The organism is Clostridium sp. AF17-21AC (assembly GCF_003461365.1).
Taxonomy (GTDB): domain Bacteria; phylum Bacillota; class Clostridia; order Lachnospirales; family Lachnospiraceae; genus Coprococcus; species Coprococcus ammoniilyticus.
Window position 1 is genome coordinate 114,374 of sequence record NZ_QTWY01000005.1, and the last position, 17,699, is coordinate 132,072.

14 protein-coding genes are annotated in these 17,699 nt (G+C 41.9%); all 14 read right to left on the minus strand.

The genetic code is table 11. The features are described from left to right. Window positions 1-62: 62 nt before the first annotated feature. Window positions 63-1,748, minus strand: coding sequence for a DNA repair protein RecN (gene recN, locus DWW85_RS09110; protein ID WP_242996138.1), 1,686 nt, complete (start codon window positions 1,746-1,748; stop codon window positions 63-65). 38 nt (window positions 1,749-1,786) lie between these two features. Beyond that, window positions 1,787-2,230, minus strand: coding sequence for an arginine repressor (argR, locus tag DWW85_RS09115; protein WP_021944752.1), 444 nt, complete (start codon window positions 2,228-2,230; stop codon window positions 1,787-1,789). 1 nt (window position 2,231) lies between these two features. Further along, window positions 2,232-3,080, minus strand: a complete 849-nt coding sequence (locus DWW85_RS09120; RefSeq protein ID WP_242996140.1) for an NAD(+)/NADH kinase — start codon at window positions 3,078-3,080, stop codon at window positions 2,232-2,234. Window positions 3,081-3,096: 16 nt separating this feature from the next. Then, window positions 3,097-3,891 carry a TlyA family RNA methyltransferase gene (locus tag DWW85_RS09125; protein WP_021944754.1) on the minus strand — a complete coding sequence of 265 codons (795 nt, stop codon included), beginning with the start codon at window positions 3,889-3,891 and terminating at the stop codon, window positions 3,097-3,099. A 2-nt stretch (window positions 3,892-3,893) separates the two neighbouring features. Then, window positions 3,894-5,765: a 1-deoxy-D-xylulose-5-phosphate synthase gene (gene dxs, locus DWW85_RS09130; protein ID WP_117808424.1), complete on the minus strand. Its 1,872-nt coding sequence runs from the start codon at window positions 5,763-5,765 to the stop codon at window positions 3,894-3,896. Window positions 5,766-5,770: 5 nt separating this feature from the next. Next, complete coding sequence (locus DWW85_RS09135) at window positions 5,771-6,655, minus strand: polyprenyl synthetase family protein (RefSeq protein ID WP_242996142.1); 885 nt, start codon at window positions 6,653-6,655, stop codon at window positions 5,771-5,773. Next, complete coding sequence (gene xseB, locus DWW85_RS09140; RefSeq protein WP_117808425.1) at window positions 6,642-6,860, minus strand: exodeoxyribonuclease VII small subunit; 219 nt, start codon at window positions 6,858-6,860, stop codon at window positions 6,642-6,644. The genes DWW85_RS09135 and xseB overlap by 14 nt, the downstream gene beginning before the upstream one ends. Before the next feature lie 2 nt (window positions 6,861-6,862). Next, on the minus strand, window positions 6,863-8,068 hold the full coding sequence (xseA, locus tag DWW85_RS09145) for an exodeoxyribonuclease VII large subunit (protein WP_021944758.1): 1,206 nt from the start codon (window positions 8,066-8,068) through the stop codon (window positions 6,863-6,865). Window positions 8,069-8,076: 8 nt separating this feature from the next. Further along, window positions 8,077-8,511, minus strand: coding sequence for a transcription antitermination factor NusB (nusB, locus tag DWW85_RS09150; protein ID WP_021944759.1), 435 nt, complete (start codon window positions 8,509-8,511; stop codon window positions 8,077-8,079). Between the two features lie 10 nt (window positions 8,512-8,521). Continuing rightward, the gene (locus DWW85_RS09155) at window positions 8,522-8,908 is read right to left on the minus strand and encodes an Asp23/Gls24 family envelope stress response protein (RefSeq protein WP_008401476.1); all 387 of its coding nucleotides are present in this window, start codon (window positions 8,906-8,908) and stop codon (window positions 8,522-8,524) included. 368 nt (window positions 8,909-9,276) lie between these two features. Continuing rightward, entirely contained in the window at window positions 9,277-11,328 is a 2,052-nt protein-coding gene (locus DWW85_RS09160; protein ID WP_117808426.1) for an Ig-like domain-containing protein, read from the minus strand. 12 nt (window positions 11,329-11,340) lie between these two features. Next, window positions 11,341-13,344, minus strand: a complete 2,004-nt coding sequence (locus tag DWW85_RS09165) for an Ig-like domain-containing protein (protein ID WP_181986546.1) — start codon at window positions 13,342-13,344, stop codon at window positions 11,341-11,343. 107 nt (window positions 13,345-13,451) lie between these two features. After that, window positions 13,452-15,548 (minus strand): Ig-like domain-containing protein, encoded by a 2,097-nt coding sequence (locus tag DWW85_RS09170; protein WP_117808428.1) that lies wholly within the window; start codon window positions 15,546-15,548, stop codon window positions 13,452-13,454. Window positions 15,549-15,601: 53 nt separating this feature from the next. Then, window positions 15,602-17,683: an Ig-like domain-containing protein gene (locus DWW85_RS09175; protein WP_117808429.1), complete on the minus strand. Its 2,082-nt coding sequence runs from the start codon at window positions 17,681-17,683 to the stop codon at window positions 15,602-15,604. Window positions 17,684-17,699 lie beyond the last annotated feature (16 nt).

Genomic DNA, 17,699 nt, shown 5'->3' on the forward strand with positions numbered 1-17,699 from the left:
AAAAAAGAGCAGCAATTGTTTTATTGCTACTCTTAGTATTGGTTTTTTTGTTCTGTTTTTAATTAGTGTATTTTTGCTTTGTCTGCCAGTTCTTTCATATCCCTGGCATTTTCAACCGCGGCATTTGTGATCTCTGCACCGCCAAGCAGCCTGGCAATCTCAAGCACAGATTCTTCCCGGTCTAACTTGGAGATCTGCGTGATCGTCTTGCCATCCTTTACCACTTTTTCAATTCTGTAATGACTGTCCGCCATTGCTGCAATCTGTGGCAGATGCGTAATACTGATCACCTGATGCGCTTTTGATATAACCGCAAGCTTTGCTGCCACACTTGATGCTGCTCTGCCGCTGATACCAACATCAATCTCATCAAATATCAGAGTATCAATGTTATCTTCCGATGCCATGCAGGATTTGATCGCAAGCATGATCCTCGAAAGCTCACCGCCGGATGCAACCTCATAAAGCGGACGTTCCTTTTCTCCGACATTTGTCGATACAACAAAGTAACAGTCGTCGATACCGGAAGTTCCCGGATGTGTCAGACGATCAAAATGCATATCGAACCGGATCTGATTAAAACTCAGATCCTCCAGTGCCTCTGATACCCGCTTACATAATTCTTTTGCCTGAATCTTTCGTTCTGCACTTAAAACTTCCGCCGCCTGATCCAGTTCTTTTTTTGCTGTTTTCACTTTCTGTTGCAATTCTTCCGCATATTCCTCATACTGCACAAGCTTTGCTTCATTCTGCTTCAGCTGCTCCAGATAAGCAAGTACATCATCTAGGGTTCTTCCATATTTTCCTTTTAAATTATTAATGGTATTCAGCCGGTCTTCAACCTCATGGAATTCAGACTCATCGAATTCCATACTCTGCATATAATCACTGACCGATACATTAAAATCATTTAACAGCGAATCAATATTTGTAAGCTCACTGAAGATGCTCTCTATCTCCTCATCCAGACCTTTTATCGCTTTTAAGCTTGCAAGCGCACGTCCGATCTCATTTCCGGCAGATGCGTTCCGGTTATACCCTGTGATCGAATAAACCTCAGAAACTGCTTCTACAATATCCTTGGCATTCACCATCTTACGGTACTGCTTCTCCAGTTCTTCATCTTCACCCGGAACCAGCCTGGCACCTTCGATCTCTCCTGCTTCAAACCGGATATATTCCAGTTTCCGTTTCCGCTCGCCTTCATCCATCTGTCCTTCTTCCAGTTCTTTTCGAAGATCTTCAAATGTTTTATAGCAGTCTTCATATTTCTGTTTTAATGAAGCAAGCGTTTTTTTTGCAAATTTATCCAGAATATTCAAATGCTCTGCCTTCTTCAACAGGATTTGCTGCTCATGCTGTGCATGCATATCCACAAGAAGTGCCGAAACATCTTTTAACTTTGCTGCTGTTACTGTCTGGTCATTAATAGTATTCATGGTTCTGCCATTTACTATTCGTCTGGTTATGATGATCTCTCCATCCTCTGACGGTGTAACCCCAAGCTCCTGCAGCTGCTTCACCAGTGATTCATCATCAATAAAAAATAATAACTGACAGAAACCTTCTTTTTCCGGATCTCTCAGCATATCTTTTGGAAGCTTGCCTCCCATACCAATCTTTAAAGCTCCCATAATAATAGACTTACCTGCACCGGTCTCACCGGTTAAGATATTCAGTCCATCTGTAAAATTGATATTTGCATCTTCAATCAATGCAATATTTTTTATGTGTACATTTAAAAGCATATGTCCTCCTGTGTATTCCATGCACAAAATAACAGAATTTACATCTTTTCAATCTGCGCCTTGATCGACATCGTCAGGTTCTTATCCTTCACAGCAAGGAAGATCGTATCATCTCCTGCGATACAGCCCATCAGCCCATCAATAGCCATATGATCCAGTGCGGCCGCTACAGCCATGGCAACACCGGAGATTGTCTTGATCACGATCAGGTTCTCTGCTGCATCTACAGAAATAATTCCTGTGCTCAGAACCTTCTTATAGGAATCCAGCGTCTCATAACGATTGTTCTTCTCAACGGCGTACTTCTGTCTGGCTCCCGGTACGGATACCTTGGTCAGATTCATTTCCCGAATATCTCTGGAAACAGTTGCCTGTGTTGCCTGAAATCCCTCTTCCTTCAGTTTCTCCAGAAGATCATCCTGTGTTTCAATATCATATTTTTCAACAAGCTCCAGTATCTTTGCCTGTCTTTGATATTTCATCTCAGTTTCCTCCTAATTTATTTCTAAGTATCTCATAAAAATTTACATTACTTGCTTTGATCAGTCTGGTGATCTTCTCCGCCTTGCGGATATCTACCCGGTCACCAACAGATAATTCCACATCATTACCACCATCAAAAGAACAGATCGCCTCTGTATCCTGTGTCTTACGCTTCTTGGTGATCTCTATCGTAATCTCCTCTTTACCGGATAATACGATACTCTTTGCAGTCAATGAATGTGGTGATACCGGCGTGATCACTAATAGCTCTGCATCCGGGCTGACGATTGGCCCTCCCGCTGACAGATTATAGCCGGTCGAGCCTGTCGGTGTCGATATCACAACACCATCTGCCTCATATGTATCAAGCACCTGTCCATCAACAGACACATTAAGTCCGATCAGTCTGGAAAATCCTGCCCGGCTGATCACGATATCATTTAAAGCACTCTTGCGATACGTTGTTCCATCCGCTTTCGTAACCGTACCTGTGACCATCATTCTTTCTTCAATCGTAAAATCATCCGTCAGCAGCCGATCCAGTATCTCTTCGATATTTGCAACTTCCCCTTCTGTCAGAAAGCCTACCGTACCCAGATTAATGCCAAATAACGGTATATCGATATCTTCCGTATCACCTGCCATGCGCAAAAGCGTTCCATCACCACCAAGAACCAGTACACAGTCAAACTGCTCTTTCTGTAAAGCTTCCCAGTCCGAAAACTCCAGATGGAATACATCCCGCACCATACAGGCTGCTCCATGCGCTTCCAGATAACTCTGTATTCTGTTTGTAACTGTCGAATCGGTGTCCTTATCGGGATTCACCACGATCATAAAACGATTCATCGGATCTTTACTCCTCTTACAGGCATCTGTGTGATTCTTCCACCATAGCCTTTATATCAAATTCTTTATTTTCCTTCGTCTGATCCTTTGTTATGTACAAAAGATACTCGATATTTCCTTCCGGTCCCTTGATCGGTGAATAGCTTAAGTCAAGTGTTTTAAATCCAATCTGTCTTGCAAAATCAACGATCATCTCAACCACTTCTACATGCACCTTCTGATCCCTGACAACGCCCTTTTTACCGACCTTTTCTCTGCCGGCTTCAAACTGCGGCTTGATCAGACACACGATCTCTCCATCGTCTGTCAGAAGCTCTTTTACCGGAGGAAGCACCTTTGTCAAAGAAATAAAGGATACATCGATCGATGCAAATGCAATCCTGTCTTCGATATCATCCGGTGTCACATAACGGATATTTGTTTTCTCCATACAGACAACCCGCTCATCGTTTCGAAGCTTCCATGCAAGCTGTCCATGTCCGACATCCACCGAATACACCTTAACTGCACCATTTTGCAGCATACAGTCCGTAAATCCACCGGTTGAAGATCCAACATCCATTGCCACTTTTCCTGCAAGGCTTACTCCGAAGCAATCCATTGCCTTTTCAAGCTTTAAACCACCACGACTCACATATTTTAATGTGTTGCCTCTTACTTCTATCTGTGCTTTCTCATCAAATGTCGATCCTGCCTTGTCTTCCTTTATGTTATCTACATAGACAATGCCCGACATTATGATCGCCTTTGCTTTTTCTCTGGACTCTGCAAGTCCACGATTTACCATCATTACATCCAGTCGTTCTTTCATCTCTACTCCATTATGTCCCGAATCCGTCTGTATATGGATTCAGCATCTATCTTCAACATCTTTCTCAGTTCTTCTACACTTCCATGACGGACAAAGGTATCTTCGATTGCGATCGGAAGCACCTTCACATCACTTGCCTTTGATTCCAGATATTCCTCAACCAGAGCACCATAACCGCCATGCAGAATACCTTCCTCGATCGTTACGATCAGCTTATGTGTCTCTGCCAGATGGTCGATCATCTCTTTATCTAATGGCTTGATAAATCTTGCATTGACAAAGGTCACCTGTCTGCCTTCCTGTAGGAACCGGTTATATAATTTCTCGGTTTCTTCCACCATATTTCCAACCGCTACTAATGCGATCTCACTTCCCTCACGGAGGATCTCGCTCTTTCCGTATTCGACCGGCTCATTATAATCTTTCAAACCGTAATATGCCTGTCCTCTGGCGTATTTGATCGCAATCGGTCCGTCATAGGCTACTGCCCATTCCATCGCTCTGGTCAGCTCATAGCGATTCTTCGGAGCCATAATGACCAGATTCGGAATATGCGATAAAAATGCCGTATCAAAGATTCCCTGATGTGTCTCACCGTCTGCCCCGACCAGCCCTGACCGGTCGATTGCAAATATAACATGCAGATTCTGCATACAGACATCATGCAGGATCTGATCGTAAGCCCGCTGTAAGAAGGAAGAATATACCGCTACCACAGGGATCATGCCCTCCGCAGCAAGTCCTGCCGCAAATGTTACCGCATGTTCTTCTGCAATTCCCACATCAAAGGTTCGATCCGGGAATTCCTCTGCAAATTTATTGACTCCGGTTCCCTTGCTCATTGCTGCCGTGATCGCAACGATTCGATTATTTTCTGTTCCAAGTTCTATCAGTTTTCTCGCAAATACAGCAGTATAAGATAAACCTTTTTCTACATTTTTCACTTTTCCGGTTGCAACATCAAAAGAACTGATCCCATGGAAATAGCATGGATGCTTCTCCGCATATTTATACCCTTTTCCTTTGATCGTTTTCACATGAACCAGAATCGGTTTATTTAACTTAAATGCACGCCGGAAGGTTTCTTCCATCATGCGTATATTATGACCATCGATCGGTCCGATATAAGTAACACCCATTTCTTCAAAGAACATTCCGGGAACGAATATCTGCTTTAAAGAGTCCTTTGACCGCTTCAATCCTTTCGCAAGCTTCTCACCTGCTACCGGTATATGCATCAGCGCTTTCTCGATTCCGTTTTTCAGATCATTATATGGCTGACCGACACGAAGCTTACTCAGGTAGCTTGACATTCCACCTACATTGTGGTCGATCGACATCTCATTGTCATTCAGCACGACCAGACATCCGGTCTTGACCTCTGCCATGTTATTTAGCGCTTCATAAACCATACCACCGGTGAAAGAACCGTCACCAACAACGGCTGCAATCTTCTCCTGTGTTCCTTTGATTTCTCTTGCGCATGCCATACCAAGTGCTGCTGACATCGCAGTCGAACTGTGTCCTGTATTAAAAGCATCACAATCACTCTCACTGGTCTTGGGAAATCCGCTTAAACCGCCAAACTTCCGTAACGTTGTCATCTGATCTTTTCGTCCGGTCAGGATCTTATGCACATAGGACTGATGTCCTACATCCCATACCAGCTTATCAGCCGGGAAATCCATCGCACGGTGAAGTGCGATCGTAAGTTCCACGCACCCAAGGTTTGACGCCAAATGCCCACCCGTCTCGCTGACATTTGCAATCAGAAACTCTCGGATATCCTGTGCCAGCTCCGGCAGATCTTTCTCATCTATTTTCTTTATGTCATTTGGTTCTTGTATTCGATCCAGTATACTCATATCTTTCATCTCTGTTATTTCTTTCTGTTGACCAGTTCCAGAATCAATTCATCCAGAAATTCATTCTTATACGGAAGCTGATCCAGTCTTGTAACCGCACGTCTGGATATCTCCGCGACATCCTTCTTGGACTCCTCAAGTCCGTGGACCGTGACATAAGTTACTTTACCATTTTCTTCATCTGAGCAGACAGGCTTTCCAAGCACTGTGCTGTCACCCAGAATATCCAGAAGATCATCCTGGATCTGGAATGCCAGTCCGATATCCGATGCGATCATCTCGACCTGCTTCAATTCGTCTTCCGTTGCTCCGGCAAGTACTGCACCGATCATCATCGATGCCTCGATCAACGCACCCGTTTTATTCTCATATACAAAATGAAGCTGATCACCACTCATCTGCTTCCCTGTCATCTCTACATCTACAACCTGACCACCGATCATTCCGTTTACACCTGCTTTTTTTGCAAGGATCGTGAATGCTCTGGCAACAGTCTGATTCCCCGGTTCCAGTTCAAATGCCTTACAGGCTGTCTCAAATGCATAATTTAAAAGCGCATCACCAGCAAGGATCGCCATTGCCTCACCAAATACCACATGCGAAGTCTTTCTTCCTCTGCGGTATTCATCATTATCCAATGCCGGCAGATCATCATGGATCAGGGAATAGGTATGTATCATCTCGATTGCTGCCATAAACGGCTCTACAACTTTTCCTGTTCCGCCAAATAAACGGTAGGTTTCCTGCATTAATAACGGACGTAGTCTCTTTCCTCCTGCCTGAAAGGAATAGTTCATTGCCGTAAAGATAGTTTTCTGAAACCCTTCTTCTGCCGGTGCATATGTGTATATAATATTCTGTACTTCTTTTGTCCGAAGTTCTAATTTATTCTTTTCCACTGTTCTCTCCACTCAATACGATCATTTCTTTTTCTACATCACACAGATTGTCCTTACATGCCTGAACAAGCTGTACGCCCTCTGCATAGGCTGCCAGACTGTCCTTTAACGATGTCGCAGGATTCTCTAAGACAGCCGTGATTGCTTCTATTTTCTTCAGGGATTCCTCGATCGAGAAATCCTTCTTTTCCATCTTCTCTGCCATTTCTAATCTTCCTCTTTCACATCCGTTACTCTTGTCTCGATCAGGCCATCATGAACACGGATGGTAATGTGGTCATCTTTTTCTATCTCTTTTATCGTCGTTACCGGCGTTCCGGTCTTTTCGATATATCCAAATCCATTTATAAGCTTCGCCGATGGTGACAGACCATGCAGACGTTCTGCAAGAAGCATCACCCGATGTTCGTATCTGTCGTATTTGTTCTTCATAGCACGGTTTAAACGATCTGACAGATCATCCAGATAAATCTGCTGCTGTGCAAGCCTCTGCTTCGGATTCAGGATACGAAGATGCCTTTCTGCAGCCTGCAGCTTCTCCTGATATGCTGCAAGTCTCCGTTTCATCAGATAATCCATCTGTCTGCCCTGATTTATGACCTGATGGACTGTAGACATCACATCCGGGATTGCCTGCTCACAGGCGGCTGATGGTGTCGGTGCTCGAAGATCTGCCGCATAATCTGCGATCGTATTATCAATCTCATGACCTGTACCGGAAATGATCGGCGTCGTTGCATGGTAGATTGCCCATGCAACGACCTCCTCATTAAACGCCCAGAGGTCTTCGATCGAGCCGCCGCCACGACCGATAATGATCGTATCTACGCCCATGTTATCCAACACTTCGATTCCATGCGCAATATCTTCTGCTGCCCCATCTCCCTGTACCTTTGCCGGATACAGGATAAGCTGGACATATGGATTTCTTCTCTTTGCGATGTTTCTGATATCCTGGATCGCCGCACCTGTCTGTGCTGTCACGATGCCTACCCGCTTCGGATATGCCGGTATCGGCTTCTTGATATCGAATTCAAACAGTCCCTGTTCATACAGCTTCTGTTTCAACTGTTCATACCGCTCATAGAGATTTCCAATCCCATCCAGCTTGATCTCTTTTACATATAACTGATATCTTCCATCCCGTTCGTAGATATTCACACTTCCGTGGCAGACTACCTGCTGCCCGTTTTCCAGTTTGAAATCAAGACCGGAATATGCATAACTTTTAAACATAACAGCCATGATCGAACCGGTCTCATCCTTCAATGAAAAATAGATATGCCCGGAACTGTGATATTTGCAGTTAGAGACTTCTCCCTTCACATAAATATCACCAAGCAGATAATCACTGCTGATCAGATTCTTGATATATCCATTTACCTGTCCGACGGTATAGCTTTTCTTTGCCATATTCTCACCTAATCTGCAAGCTTTGCAAGAAGTGCATTAATGAAGCTCTTTGCTTCTACATCGCAGTATGTCTTTGCAAGCTCTACTGCTTCATTGATCGCTACCTTTACAGGAATATCTTCATCAAATTTGATCTCGTATACAGCCAGTCTTAAGATAGCAAGCTCCGCTTTTCCGATTCTGCCAAGCTTCCATCCCTGTGAAATACCACTGATCGTTTCATCGATCTCTGTAATATGGGCTACGACTGCCTCTACTCGATCTATAACATAGGCTTTTTCTTCCTCTGTCATGGCTACTGCATCCATCTTGTTATCGTCTTCATCATAAAGGCTGGCATGCTCCAGTTCGAGTTCTGCTTCTTCTCTGATCTCTGAAATGTCATTGAATTCCAGACTGAATAAAATTTTAAATACGGTTTCTCTTATCTCTCGTCTTGTCATATGTTCCTCTCTAGTTTGCGTCTGCCATGCGAACGCCGGCTACACGTATATTTACCTTGGTTACATTAAGACCTGTCATAGTCTCGATCGCCTGCTTTACTTTATCCTGAACCTGTGTTGTCACAGTTGGAATGCTGTATTCATATAATACATCGATCGCAAGATCTACTTTTACTTCGCCCGGCAGTAACTCTACTTTCACGCCCTTTGCCGGATTCTTCTTGCCCAGACGGCTTGCGAGTTCATTTGATAGCGAGCCGGCAAGTCTTGATACGCCGTCTACCTCGGTTGCTGCCAGACCTGCAATGATCGCGATTACCTCGCCTGCGATCTGTACATGACCGATGGAATTTTCTTCTTCTATATTTTCATACGTGCTTGTATTTTCTTCACTCATTCTGTATACCTCCAGACTTCCTGTATTTGTACATATTGATTCAATATTATACCGCAATTATGAAAAACATTCAACACCCGGAATTGGCGGGGATAATTCTGAATTTACGCATATTCTTTGAACTATTTTTTTAGTGTTATACAAATCCATAGTTTCTATCATAGTATCTGCATTGTTAATGTTGTTTATTTATATTTTTATATAATATAAATAAAATATATACACATTGCCATATTTACAGCTTTGACAAAAATACAATTTTTCACATAAAAAAACGAATACCTACTATAATGTGATATGTGCATCAAATCATTATAACAGGTATCCGTCGCATAATTATAATCTTTTACGATTATTATTCTTTTGTTTTATTTTGCCACTACATGTGCCTTTACGGTTGTGGATCGTGTTTTATCTGTTACTGTTACGTTTAATGTAGCAGTATATTCTACACCATCTATAGTGGCGGTGCTTGTCCAGATATGGGTTCCGGCTGTAAGATATATTACGTTTCCATATATTGTTTTTCTCTCATTGGATCTCCATTTTGTAAAATTACGAATGTCGATTGCCGGATTGTCCGATCCGATCGTGATCTGATATACCGGAAGTACAATTTTCTGATATGGGGTAGATGCGGTTACCTTGCTGTCGCATACCCAGGTTCCTATATCTTGTGCCTCGCTTGCTACAAAGACATCATAGGTTCCGTCCGGAACAAAAATCTGAAATGATCCATCTGATTCCGGATCATTAAATTCTGACGCATCACACAACGTATCTTTTTCTTTTGCATATAAAGATATATAGTATGGTGCAGCCACATCCGCGACCGTTGATGTAATCTTGTGTCCGTCCAGATCATACACACAGCCCTTAAATGCTACACTATCCTTCACAATTATTGTAACTGATAAAATCGTTGTTATTGAAGCATCTTCGGTATCTGTTACTTTGGCTTTCAGTGTATAGGTGCCTGTTTTTTCTGTATCCAGAATGCAGTTAAGTCCAAATGCACTTTTGCTGTAACTTATTTCATTTGAACATTCAAGTATCTCATATTTCACACTTCCGTTTCCGCCATAAACTGAGGCATCCAGATCAACATGGCATGATTTCTTTGTTTCTCCTTTTTCCTGCCGCAGATAATCATATTGCACAATATCTGCTGCCATTAACCGGTTCTCATCGGCTATCTTCCATGTGATCGTATGATGAACCTTATTGCCGATCTCGTCTTCTACCTCAATTTTCGTGGTATAAATTCCGCCTTTTGTAAAACTTCCTGAAAACTCCAGACAATCGGTTATACCATTAAACATATCATCGTCTTTTATTATCTTATATGTAATTCCCTGAGGAAGCTCTCCTGTTATCTTAAACGAACACAGCCCGACCAGTCCCGGTTCATAATATTTTTCATCGGAATAGTGATTGATACTATCTCCAACACTTTTTATGATCTCGGACTTTGTCGTCTGCTCTCTTATGATTCCCTTATATGCAGCCTCTCCCTTATAATTCATTTTGGCAATCACAACCTGTACCATATCTCCTGTTACAAGTGCATCTAAAGTATCCAGTGTTATCTTGTATGTTATCTTATCGGAAGTCTTAACCGAATCAATATTACATTCCTTCTTATAACTGCCAAAAGAGTACTTTCTTTTATAGATTTTAAAATCCGAACTGCTTAATTCCTTGGTACCTGTCAATTCTACCTGAACCTGCATCATTCCAATCGCCTTCACACTTTTTACAGTTACAGGTGCCGGAGCCGGCTTTACCTGGTTCTTTACTGTAATCTTGCAGGCTGCTTTCTTTCCGGAACCATCCTTTGCGGTTGCTGTGATCGTAACGGTTCCGGCTTTCTTTGCCGTTACAACGCCTTTGCCTGATACTGTTGCAACCTTTGTGTTGGATGACTTCCATACAACTGCCTTATTGCTGGCTTTCTTCGGTGTAATCGTTGCCTTTAAGGTCTGCTTCTTACCAACTGTCATAGTTGATTTTGTCTTATTCAGCTTTACTTTGGTAACCGGTGTACCGACGGTTACTGTGATCGTGCATTTTTTCTTTTTATTTGCCTTTGAGATCACATAAATCTTTGCTGTTCCCTTTTTCTTTGCTGTGATCTTACCCTTTGCATTTACTGTCACGATTTTTTTATTGCTTGTCTTATAAGTAACCTTCTTTGAAGCTTTTCCGGTTACGGTTACCTTTGATTTCAAGGTAAATGTTTTTCCTTTTTTCAGTGTCAACTGCTTTGCCGGAAGATTTGTTACAGCAATTGACTTCACCGTTCCTGCAGCAGCATAGCTCTCTCCCTGTGGAATAGTCAGGATAGACAGTACAACTGTTACAGCAAGCACCCATGCAAGGATCCGTTTGGCATAGCTCATATTATGTATTCGATTCATATCCTGTCCTCCTTACTGACGATCATACGCATTTACTGTCAGACTCTTGCCGTTCACAGTAAATCTGGCATAACTTTTACCATCTTCCGTCTTAATATAATAAGTACCATTTGGAAGATAGAGCGTATCTCCTGATTCATATCCATACGCATTTGCACCATTCACATCTACCCAATATCCAAATGATGTGGCTGTACTCTTTTCCGGATCCGGAACGATCGTTACCGGATAGACCGGAAGTGTCACATCAAAAGTCATCGGCTCATCACCGGAATTCACCGGACATTTCTGATTGTAAAATGTATACTTCGCTGTATGACTTGCATTATAAAAGGTAATATTATAATTTCCCGGAATAATGGTATAAGACATTGTACCATCTTGTATTGAACCACTGGTAGAATTCAATTTCTGTGATGGATCATCCGAATATCCATGTAAGGAATAATTTCCTCTTCGAATCGGATCACCATTTGCATCCCGGACAATCGCACTGATATGTGCTCCATCAATAATTGTATATGTAATTGTCGCAACCGTATATAGAGCAGGGTTATTCTTATCTGTTATCTTAACCTGAATCTGATATTCACCGGCATCTACATTTTCAAATGATACCCTCATATAGCCTGATGTACTGATTGTCGTCTGGAAAAGTTCATAATCACCCCCGGCTAATTCATATGTATACTGTCCACTTCCACCGTATACAGAATATGGCTTATGATAGACGCCATTCTCCCGTGAAAAATACTGACATGTCGTACTACGTGAATACAACTGATTTTCATCATAGATCATCCAGATAATGGTCGTCTGATATTTATTTCCCAGTTCATCTTCGCAGGTCAACAAGCTCTGAGTCTCACCTGCTTCTGTCGGTGATCCTGTAAACACAATACTTTCATCAATCATATCATTCAATATATAATAATCCATTCCTACAGGCAGCTTATCAATTGAATACGTCCTGTAACCGGTTCCATAAGTAAGATCATCATTGTAGCTTTCCAATGCTCCATTTACTTTGATCGCATAGTATCTGGTTTTCTGAATATTAACTGTCTTATCCCGATATATACACTCCTTATACACACCGCTGGTTTTGACTGCTACCTTGATATATGTATTTTTCTGAAACTCATCTTCATCGTTGATATGCAGTATATATGTGATATGATCACTAGTTTCTGCCTGAACTACTTGATACGGTTTCTTATAGGTACCATATGAATACTGCTTTGCAAAGATTTCAAAGTCTGCCTTTGTAAGTACAACCGCCTTGGAAAATGTGATTTCTATGCTCTCCACTCCAAGAACCTTCATACTTTTGATCGCATAGTCCGGAGCAGCCGGAGTTGGATCAGCCGGCTTTGCTGCAGATGCTTTCTTTACTGTTACCTTGCAGGTGGCTTTCTTACCGGAGCCGTCCTTTGCTGTTGCTGTAATCGTAGCTGTTCCTGCTTTCTTTGCCTTTACAACACCTTTGCTGGTTACAGTTGCAACCTTCTTATTGGATGACTTCCATACGACTGCCTTGCTGCTGGCTTTCTTTGGTGTAACCGTCGCCTTTAAGGTCTGCTTTTTGCCAATTGTCATCGTAGACTTGGTCTTGTTCAGCTTTACCTTGGTAACCGGTGTACCGACTGTCACTGTGACCGTGCATTTTTTCTTCTTATCTGCCTTTGAGATCACATAGATCTTAGCGGTTCCTTTTTTCTTCGCTGTGATCTTACCTTTTGCATTTACCGTCGCAATCTTTTTATTGCTTGTCTTATATGTAACCTTCTTTGAAGCCTTTCCGGTTACTGTTACCTTTGATTTTAAGGTAAATGTCTTTCCTTTTTTAAGTGTCAGTTGTTTTGCGGGCAGATTTGTGACTGCTACAGATTTTACTTTTCCAGTCGCCGCACTTACTTCCGCATCCGGAACCGTAAATATGGACACTGCTACTGTTACTGCAATTACAACTGCCAGAATTCGTTTTAGCACTGACGTCTTTGCGTGTTTTTTCATAAACATAGCCTCTCTTTACTACCTTCTTCTCCCGATTTTATTTGCTCGGAATATTATATTACCCACAGGTTATCATAATTTCAGGTATGCCTGTGGGTAGTATTTTTTTATTTTGCCACCACGTGCGCGGTCACTGTTGCAGACCGTGTAGTATTCGTAACTGATATCTTGAGAGTTGCCTGATAGGTTACCCCATTTTTCTCTGCAGTACTGGTTAATGTATAATTACCAACCGGCAGATACAGATACTCACCTTTTCCTCTCAAAGTACCATCTGCTTCTTCCCATTCTCCAAAAGATGAAACACCTAATGCTGTATTATCCGATGCAACCGTGATCTGATATAACGGAAGCACAATCTGGTAATTATTGCTTGTTGATGCACTTACCGTATAATTTTCAAGATATTTTTCTACCCCTCCGGTTTTATTTACCACTCTTATGTCGTAATTGCCTTCCGGGACATCAAAATATACCGTTCCGGTACTACTATTGTACTTTCCGATCTCTTTTTTCAGATCAATGGAGTATGCCCGATCCGTCCACTTGGACTTGATATAACACCAAAAGGTATCTGAAACTGTATTCTTGATCTTATGACCATCCAGATCCACAAATGTTCCTTTCACACGAATTCCCTTTGTAATGACAAATGTCACTGTACAGTATGTAAAGATAGCAGAATCTTTCTTGTCTGTGATCTTTACTTTCATAGAATAAGTTCCCGCCTGCCTGGTATCTATCGTACCATAAGCATAAAATCCATCCGGTGTCAGTTCCATGCAGTCTGCCTTCGAAACAACTTCATATGTGTAAGTACTGCTTCCGCCTCGTGGTAAAATTTGTGCATCAGATTTGGATGTATACGCACCATCCGGTTTACCGGCGGCTGCATCCGGATTCTGTAAATAGCCATATTGTATAATGTCTTCTGCAACGATCGTCTGAGCATCCCATACCTTCCAGGTGATTGTATGATGTATCTTATTACCAAGTTCATCTACTACATCGATCTTTGTTGTATAGATCCCGCTCGCAGTAAATACGCCTGTAAATTCAAGATAATTTGAATTACTGCCTGTCTGTACCTCTTTATAAGAAACGCCCGGCGGCAGTTCTCCAACTGTAAAAACAGCAAGTCCTGATATATCCGGTTTATAATAGGTTATATCCTTCTTTGTGTTAAATCCGTCGCCCTTTGCAAATATCTTTACTTCGCTGGTCGTTATTGTACTGGCAGCTTTTCGATATACCGCTTCTTTACTGGTCTTCAATTTGGGAACAGATACCTGAATCATATTATTGTTAAAGAGCACATCCTGTCTGTTCAAATGAATACGATATGTGATCTGATCTGTTGTTGTCACACTGTCAAGTACACATTTTCTTACATATTTACCATATCCATTCACTTTACTGGAAACTGTAAAATCCGATGCCTTTAATGCCTGTTTGGCACTTAACACCACCTGAATATCTGCATTTCCAAGGATTGTCAGACTCTTGATCACGACCGACCCGGTTGGAGCCGGTGGTATAGGTGTAGGATCATTTGCCGGTTTTGCAGTTTTTTTCTTCTTTACTGTGATCTTGCAGGCTGCTTTCTTACCGGAGCCATCCTTAGCAGTTGCTGTGATCGTAACCGTTCCAGCTTTCTTTGCCTTTACAACACCTTTGCTCGTAACCGTTGCAACCTTTGTGTTGGATGACTTCCACACAACTGCCTTGCTGCTTGCTTTCTTCGGTGTGACCGTTGCCTTTAAGGTCTGCTTTTTCCCGACTGTCATCGTTGATTTTGTCTTATTCAGCTTTACCTTGGTAACCGGTGTTCCAACCGTTACCGTGATCGTGCATTTTTTCTTCTTATCTGCCTTTGAGATCACATAGATCTTTGCTGTTCCTTTTTTCTTTGCTGTGATCTTACCTTTTGCATTCACTGCCACAACCTTTTTGTTGCTTGTCTTATATGTAACCTTCTTTGAAATCTTTCCGGTTACTGTTACCTTTGGTTTTAAAGTAAATGTTTTCCCCTTTTTAAGTGTCAGCTGCTTTGCCGGAAGATTGGATACCGCTACCTTTGTTACCTTACCTCCTGCCGCATAGCTCTCCGCCTGCGGAACGGTAAGAATGGATACTGCCACCGCTGCTGCGATCACCCATGCAAGTATTCTTCTTACCAGCGAATTCTTTCGTCTTTCTTTCATTTATACTCTCCTTCGATATTTCTCCAAACTCATGTAACATCCAAATTCATATCTTATTCTTTAACATAAGCATATGCCGTTGTATTGCTGCCATTCACGGTTATATCCACATAAAAGACATATTTTGTGCCATTCACCGTACCGGTACAGCGCAGATGATAAGTTCCGTTTGGAAGGTATTGTGTTGTTCCTTCATTGTAATATTTCGATCCGGCTACATCGCGCCAGGTAGCGAATTTCGTAAATCCCTGTACTTCTTCCGGCGCATTTGGGTCCATCTCAATCTTGATCTTATAAACAGGAAGTGTAACATCAAACATCATCTTCAGATCCGTATCCGTCGATGTCTGCCCTTCCTTTCTTGGTAATGCTGTCAGATTATAAATACTCTTGCTTACAGACCCGCTTCGATCAGATATCGTGACATCATATATGCCGCTTTCCAAACCTTCATCGTAAAACGTACCATCATATTTTTTGGTACTGAGATTATAAGTGCTATACCTTACTCCGCTTATCGTATTTGAATATTCCGCATATTTATTCTTATTAATTATTGAATAACAGTACTGCTCTATCGGATCTCCATTCGCATCTCTTACAATTCCCTTGATATAATAGGAATCTACAATTGTAAAAGTAAGTGTTCCCGTTCCTGTCTTTGTACCATCCTTCTGATCTATGACACGGATACGGATCTTATATACTCCTGATGCAATCCCTTTTGCATTGATATTGATCTTATCTCCATCATCTGTAATCTTACAGTTATCCAGGATCGCACTGTCACTTTCTGCTCTTATGATCTCATATGTATAAGAACCGCTTCCTCCATATGCATACACCGGTGTAAATAAACTACTCCAATTAGTATTTAATGCCCCTTCTTCTTTATCACATACGATCAGATTGTCCGCGTCATATATGATCCAACGGATTGTCAAACGATATTTACTGCCAATCTCATCTTCGTAAACCAGAACGCTGTCATACACCCCGGCCTTTCTCGGTGATCCTGAAAATTCCATCACCTGTTTCGTTGCCTCTGTTGTGACCTCATATTGAATACCGGCAGGAAGACCGCTGATCGAATAATTCGCATAACCTATTCCCAGTCTCTGTCTTGTATCTTTTACTGTAGCCCCTACTTTATATGATAATGTTACAGAATTTTCGACATTATATGTATCTTCCATATACACACACTCTTTTGACAACTTTAACTTTGGTACCTCTACCTTGATATAAAGCCCTTTGCCAAATACCATATCTCCTGTGATATGGACCTTGTAAGTAATGGAATCCGTTGTCGTTACATGACTCACTGTATATTTCTTCAGATAATCTGCATTTTCATATCGTTTTGCCCATACATTAAAATCTGCTGCCGTAAGTGCTGTTGCCTTCGTAAAGGTAACCTCCATCATATCACCCTGTACGATCTTTACACTCTTGATACCAAGCGGCGTTACCGGAACTGGATCAACCGGCTTTGCTGCAGATGCTTTCTTTACTGTTACCTTGCAGGAAGCTTTCTTACCGGAACCATCCTTTGCTGTTGCTGTGATCGTAACTGTTCCGGCTTTCTTTGCCTTTACAACACCTTTGCTGGTTACAGTTGCAACCTTCTTATTGGATGACTTCCATACGACTGCCTTGCTGCTGGATTTCTTCGGTGTAACCGTTGCCTTTAAGGTCTGCTTTTTTCCAATTGTCATCGTGGACTTGGTCTTGTTCAGCTTTACCTTGGTAACCGGTATACCGACTGTCACTGTGATCGTGCATTTTTTCTTTTTGTTTGCCTTTGAGATCACATAGATCTTAGCGGTTCCTTTTTTCTTCGCTGTGATCTTACCCTTTGCATTTACCGTTGCAATCTTTTTATTGCTTGTCTTATATGTAACCTTCTTTGAAGCCTTTCCGGTTACTGTTACCTTTGATTTTAAGGTAAATGTTTTCCCTTTTTTGAGTGTCAGTTGTTTTGCCGGCAGGTTTGTAACCGCTACAGATTTTACTTTACCGGTTGCCGCACTTACTTCCACATCCGGAACCGTAAGTATGGAAACCGCTACTGCTGCTGCGATCACAATTGCCAGGATACGTTTTAGCATTGACATTTTCGTATGTTTTTTCATAAAATAGTCTCCCCTT